Annotated in this window: 6 protein-coding genes; 1 reads left to right on the forward strand and 5 read right to left on the reverse strand. The window is 67.9% G+C overall.

From position 1 onward, the window contains the following. The first annotated feature begins 132 nt into the window (after positions 1-132). On the forward strand, positions 133-387 hold the full coding sequence (locus VG296_RS26965; protein WP_325570517.1) for an integrase core domain-containing protein: 255 nt from the start codon (positions 133-135) through the stop codon (positions 385-387). A gap of 166 nt (positions 388-553) precedes the next feature. Here the strand turns inward: VG296_RS26965 and VG296_RS26970 are convergent, their stop codons facing one another. From VG296_RS26970 to VG296_RS26990, 5 genes are all read right to left on the reverse strand, one after another. Next, positions 554-1,855 (reverse strand): discoidin domain-containing protein, encoded by a 1,302-nt coding sequence (locus VG296_RS26970; protein ID WP_325570519.1) that lies wholly within the window; start codon positions 1,853-1,855, stop codon positions 554-556. Between the two features lie 79 nt (positions 1,856-1,934). Further along, positions 1,935-3,779 (reverse strand): serine/threonine-protein kinase, encoded by a 1,845-nt coding sequence (locus tag VG296_RS26975; protein ID WP_325570521.1) that lies wholly within the window; start codon positions 3,777-3,779, stop codon positions 1,935-1,937. Between the two features lie 195 nt (positions 3,780-3,974). Beyond that, positions 3,975-4,352: an integrase core domain-containing protein gene (locus VG296_RS26980; RefSeq protein ID WP_325570523.1), complete on the reverse strand. Its 378-nt coding sequence runs from the start codon at positions 4,350-4,352 to the stop codon at positions 3,975-3,977. 34 nt (positions 4,353-4,386) lie between these two features. Continuing rightward, positions 4,387-4,851 (reverse strand): IS3 family transposase, encoded by a 465-nt coding sequence (locus tag VG296_RS26985; protein WP_325570525.1) that lies wholly within the window; start codon positions 4,849-4,851, stop codon positions 4,387-4,389. 443 nt (positions 4,852-5,294) lie between these two features. Beyond that, positions 5,295-5,822 (reverse strand): recombinase family protein, encoded by a 528-nt coding sequence (locus VG296_RS26990; RefSeq protein WP_325570527.1) that lies wholly within the window; start codon positions 5,820-5,822, stop codon positions 5,295-5,297. Between the last annotated feature and the right edge of the window lie 429 nt (positions 5,823-6,251).

Genomic DNA, 6,251 nt, shown 5'->3' on the forward strand with positions numbered 1-6,251 from the left:
GCAGAATATCGGCCCGGCCGCCGCTGTGCGGTTGCCGCTGGATGCTCGCGTCACGCTCGACGATCGGCATCAGCGCTTGACCCGTGGTCAAGTGTGCCAGCTGAGCAGCGTGAAGCTGGCGATCACGAACGTATGACTTCCCCTCAGGCGCGTACGTTGCTCAGTGGCGGCGCGCTCGACCGCACCCTCGTGTGGAACCTCACCCACCTGCGCCGCATCCTGGCCGAATACGAGTCCTTCTACAACACCCACCGGCCCCACCGGGCACTGGGCCAAGCCGCACCACTACGCCCCCTGCCGGACAACGTCACCGACCTCGACCACTTCCGAGTCGCACGACGCGACCGGATCGGCGGCATCCTCCACGAATACCACCACGCCGCCTGACCAGCGTGGATGGAATTCTCAGCACCTTCAGAGTGTCTGATGGGCCCGGCAAACTCCCAGGTCAAACTTGGTGGAGGGTTTTGGATAGCACAGGGTCCTTTACCCTGCAGGCCTCGCTCTCCCGTGGACCCTTTGACATCAGCTGACGAGGGCACGCGGATTCCGGTCACGAGTAGACGTCGAGCTCGCCGATCTGGGCGGCCGGCCAGCCGTCGGTGGTTGTGAAGGAGAGCTCGATGTACCGCGTGTGCACCGGGTCGATGGTCAGCGACGCCGAGTCGTCGGAGGCCGAGTTCGCGTTGAAGGTGTATACGGCGGACGGCTCGATCGTGAAGAAGTCGGTTCCGTCGGTTGAGCCGAGGATGGTGAAGGTCTCGGTGCGCTCATTCCAGTCTGATGCTTCCGGAAGGCGGAAGTCGAAGCGGCCGACCGTGGTCACGTCGCCGAGGTCGAGGGTGAGCGTCTGCGGGAACGTCGTCCCGTCCTGGCTCTCCCAGTAGGTGTTCGTGTTGCCGTCCACGGCTTTGGAGGCCGCGTAGTCCTCCATTGCGCTGGATGCCGTGGCCGGCCTGCCCAGAGTGAGGTCGACGTCCGGCGCGGCGGTGGGATACGCGCCGGCTCCGGTGGCGGTGGCAGAGCTCGATGTCGCAGTCACCGCCGACGCGGTTGCCGACGTCGATGAGCGCCCGGCGGATCGGGTGGGCTTGGGGGACGTCGGAGCGTGTTTCGTCGTGGGGGCCTTGGCTGTGGCTGTTTCGGCTCTATTCGGCGACACGCTGATGGTGCCGGCGGGTACGGCCGCCTGAGCGGTCGGCAGCGAGGCAGAGGATGCGGACGTCTGTCCGGGCCCTGCCCCGGCCATCGCGGCGGTGATCGCGATCACGGCGGCGATAACGAGCACCGGAATGCCGATCAAGAGCGCTTTGCGCCGCGTCCCGTGCGTTGCGTCGTCTTGAGCCGGGTTGTACAGCGGTGTGCCCGACGGCAGCGTGATCTCCGCGGCCGATTCGGCCGTGCCGCCCAGTCCGCGCAGGTAGTCCAATACCGCGTGGCTACCCTGGGCGACGATCGCGGGCGGCGGCACGAGTAGGTGCGGATTGCCGCGCAGTTCGAGCGCCGAGAGCCGTGGTAGGGACGCCAACTCCGGCGGCACCTGCAGCAGCCGGTTGTCGGCGGCGTCCAACTGGGCGAGCCGGCTCAGCTGGGCCAGGGACAGTGGCAGTTGAACGAGCCGGTTTCCACGCAGCACGAGCAGTTCGAGCGCGGTCAGCTCGCCGAGCCACTCGGGCAGCTCGGTGAGCTGGTTGCCGGAGAGATCTAGGTGGGTCAGGTACCGCAGTGTCTTGAGGCTCTTGGGGACCTGCGCGAGGCGGAGGCCGGCCAGTGAGAGGGCCGAGTCCGCCTCGCGCGCCGCCGTTTTGATCCGCTCCCACGCCACCTGCTCGGCTTCCACCGGGGATTCGTCCATCCGCCGCACCCTCCTTCCCGCCGCCGCATATGCCGTGGCGGCTCACGATACTGGTCGAACAGTGCCGCGCCGCAGGCGGTCAACACGCGTTGGACGCGCCGGCACCACCGGCGAGGTCTTCGTTCGGAATCCAGCCGTACGTGCTCGTGTTCACGTCCTGCACGTAGGACCAGTCAGTGCCCGAGGCGTTCACGATGTAGCACCACAAGTCCAGCGTGTCGCCGTGGGCGGCAGGGGGGCCGGTCGTGGGGCGGCACAGGGAATAAGGACCCGTGTAGAGAGTCGGCTGTTTGCCGGACTCGGCCTGACCCGTGTCGGAACCGATGTGCTGCACGGTCCATCCGGTGCAGCCGGTGCTCACCGGCGATGCGGTGGGTGAGGGCGGGGTCGGCGGCGGCAACGAGCCGGTGCCCGGGCTCGATGGGGGCGCGGACGCACTCGGCTGCTGCCACGGATCGGACGGCGCCGCGCTCACCGAGCCGCCGCCCGCGCCTGGGCTCGCATTCGAGCTCTGGGTCGGAGTCTGACCCCGCGGGCCGTCAGAGGCCGAGCCCGACGCACCCGCCGCCCCGCTTGCGTACGAATTCGCCGACGTCCGCGCCGAGCCCGGCCCTGACGCCGTCGCCCCGCCGGCTCCGGGAGAAGACGAACCGCCCAGACCCATCACGGCGCCGACCGTATCCCCCGCCGGGCCTGCCTGGTTGCCAGCATTGCCGTCGTTTCCGCTTCCCCATGCGAACATCGCGATCAAGCCGACGGCGACCACCGCCGTCGCGACCGCGATACCGTGACGCCGACCGGTGCGCCGCTGTTCGGGCACGGGCACTGGGGCCACCAACATCGTGGTCCCGTCTTTCGGCGGGACGGGCGGTGCCCCGGCCGGCGCGGCCACGGGCAGCTCGCGTCCGGCAGCGCAGGTGCGCCCCCGGATCCGCGCTGCGAGCGCGGGGGGCCAGCCGGCTGACTCGCCCTCCTCCCAGCGCCCGCCTATTGCGGCGGCCTTTGCCCTCGCGACCACGCCCATGGCGCTCGGCCGCTCAAACGGGTCCTTCGCCAGGCAGCGCACGATCAGGTCGCGCAGCCCGGGTTCGACGTCGTCGAGCCCGCTGAGGTCTGGCTCCTCGTACACGACACGGAAGAGCACCGCGGACGCGCTCGTCAAGCCCTCGCCGAACGGCACCTTGCCGCTCGCGGCGAAGTAGAGCAGGACGCCGAGCGCGAAGATGTCGCTCGCCGGCGTGATCCCGCTCGCCCGCGCCTGCTCCGGCGCCATGAAATTCGGCGTGCCGACGTTCAGGCCCGTCGATGTGACCTGGGTCAGATCGGCGGCGCGGGCCACCCCGAAGTCGATGACCTTCGCGCCCATGGAGCCGAGGATGACGTTGGAGGGCTTGACATCCCGATGCACGATATCGGCCCAGTGCACGGCGATCAGCGCGGATCCGAGGTCGTGGGCGAGGCGCCAGATGGCGGCGTCCGGCAGCGGCTCGCCGGGCTTCACGGCATCGCCGAGCGCGATCCCAGGCACGAACTCGGTGGCCATCCACGGCTGGTCGGCATCGGAATCGCCGTGCACCAGCGCCGCGACATACGGCGTGTCCACCCGCCGGACCGCTTCGAGCTCGTGGGCGAAGCGTCGGCGGAACTCGGGGCTGTCGGCCAGGTCGGGGCGGATGACCTTCACCGCGACCCAGGAACCGGCGCATGCGGGCCCGGCGTCGGGCGACGCGTCCGTGGCGCGGCCGAGATACACCCGGCCCATCCCGCCGACGCCGAGAAGAGCGTGGATCCGATATCGTCCGACCATCTCAGGGTCTTGTGGGCTTAAAGGCGCGGCCCCGAGTGCTTTGAGATTCCGGGCCTGCTCGTCCGGCCCGTCGGACGCCTCCGGCTGCTCGGCTCCTGCCGTCGCGCCGTCCGTCATAGTTAGTGCCTCCAGCGGTTCAATTCCCCGCTGCCGTGGTGGGTGTGGGTTGCATCGGTTCGAGTGACCGCACGACCCGCGTCTGAACCGGTCCGTGATGCTATCGCAATACTCGAAATTCGCAAACGCACGGGACGGCTTGCAGTCGGATTCCACGAGGCTTGGAGTCGACAGGTTCTTTCACCTCCCTTTAGTTTATGCTGCGCTTGACATGCGCTGTTGCCAGGCGGTTCGTAATTCGACCGGGGTTTGGTAGCCGAGCGAGGAGTGCAGGCGCCGGTCGTTGTAAAGCGTGATCCAGTTCTCGATGTCGCGGCGCGCGCTGGCACGGTCGGGCCAGGATGCGATGCCGATCTCGGTCTTGAGCGTGGCGAAGAAGGACTCTGCGGCGGCTCCGTCGAGACAGGATCCAGTACGGCTGGTGCTCTGGCGGATCTCCAGGCGCCGCAAGGTGTTCCGGCAGGCTTTCGAATGGCATTGCGATCCGCGATCGGTGTGCATGATCGCGTTGCCTGCCAGTAGCCCGCTCCGGTGGGCCATGCTGATGGCGTCGACGGCCAGGCTCGCGCGCATGTGCGGCGCGATCGGGTATCCGATGACCTCCTTGCTACACAAATCCACGGCGGTGGTAGAGCCAGCCCTCGCCGGTGCGGAAGCAGCTGGTGTCGCCGATCACCTTCAGGCCGGGCATCGGCGCGGTGAACTGGCGACGGATCAGGTCCGGGACCTTGGCCGCGCCGGCATCCGCCTTGGTCAGTTTCCGGCGCCTGCACCGGGTCACGATGCGTCTGCCGACCGGGACGCCCTGCCGCTGCAACTCGCGGGTCACCCGCGGCACTGCGTAGGCCGGACGCGCCGTGTGCACCTCGAGGATCAACGCGGTCAGCCGCCGGTCGTCGTACTCACCTTCCCGGCGCTTGTGTCCGGCGCGGACCCACGCGTAGTAGCTGCCGCGATCGGTGACCAGCACCCGGCACAGCAGCTTCACACTAAACCGGCCGCGGCACGCTTCGATAAACGCGAACCGCTCACGCGCAAGCGCACCGCAGATCAGCGGCGCCGCCCGCTCCACGTTCCAAGAGGACGAGTCTCAACCGCAGGGGTGTGAGAAGCGACGTGACAACTCCAGGCGGATGTTCCGACCGCATGCCACACATGGGGCAGTATCGGGCCTGCTCATCGCGGGTAATCAGAGCGATCATGGCTCTGTCGCCGTCGTCGAGGCGCACGGAGGTGACCTCCACCCCGTCCAGGCGCAGCAGGCGCGTCGTATCGTTGACCAAGCCCGGGGCCTTCCGTTGATCCGTCAAGCCTCAGCAACTCGAATGATCCCGGAACGTCACGGGCGCCTCATGTCCGTCAAGGCCCTGATGAGGAGGGACCGGAATACGGCAGAAAGGGGCCGTGAACCGATCTTGGACGTGCGTGTAGGTCCCGCGCTTGGGTAGCTGTCCCAGGACGCAGACCCTGACGAAGCCGAAGTCCCGGCTATGGGGTCGAAGTTGTGAAGATAGGTCAGGCTGAGCGGAGGAGCTCGTAGGCCGTGGAGCGGCCGATCTTCAGGGTGCGGGCAGCCTCGGTGACATTCACGCCCGACGCGACGAGTTGGCGGAGGGTGGCGGTCTCGGCCGGGTCGGCTACTCGCGGACGGCCGATGCGCTGCTTCCCGGGAACCATGCGTCCCTCAGCTTCGCGGCGTTTGGCGGCGGCAATGCCCTCGGCCTGGCGCTCGGCACGCAGCTCGGTCTCGTATTCGGCCGCCGCGGCGAGGACCGCGAACATGAACCGGCCCTCCTTGGTGGCCAGGTCGAAGCTCTCGGTCAGGGACACCACCGTCACTTCGCGTCCGCGCAGCTCGGTGAGCATGGTGAGCACGTGCGCAGCCGAACGGCCGAACCGGTCGGACTTCCAGCACAGGAACGTATCGCCACCGCGCAGTTCGGCAAGACAGCGCTGCCACTCGGGGCGCTCGCCGGTGCGGCCGGTCATCTTCTCCGTGAAGATCAGTTCATAGCCGTGCGCAGCGAGCGCGTCGAGCTGCATCTGCGGGTATCTGGTCCCGGGAGCTGACCCGGCAGTAGGCGATCACGCGGCCGTCCATCGTGTTCTCCTCCTCCGTCGGGTCGTCCGGGAATGTCTACTTTTCCGGACACGGTAGCGAGCACGCTCGCCGCCGTCCAACAATCTGCGTCCAGAAAGCATGCCGAGCCGGCTCTCCGATGGTGATGGACGTCGGCGGCAGCACTCCCCTCACGAGCATGGGTTCTGGTACGGGATGCCAGGAGCGTATTGCGACCAGAGCCGTGGCGATATCCCTCCGCCCACTTCCGTGCACAGTCGATCGGCGAGCGCGGTGGGTGAGGTGTCGTAGAAATACACTGCGCCAGAGGTCTCAATCGCGATTGTTGAGCTTCCGGGCAGGAAGGCTGCAGAGACACCCAGGACATCAGTCACGCCTGCTGGGAAGGGGAT

It is taken from the genome of Actinospica sp. (assembly GCF_035552695.1).
In the GTDB taxonomy this organism is placed as follows: Bacteria; Actinomycetota; Actinomycetes; order Streptomycetales; family Catenulisporaceae; genus Actinospica.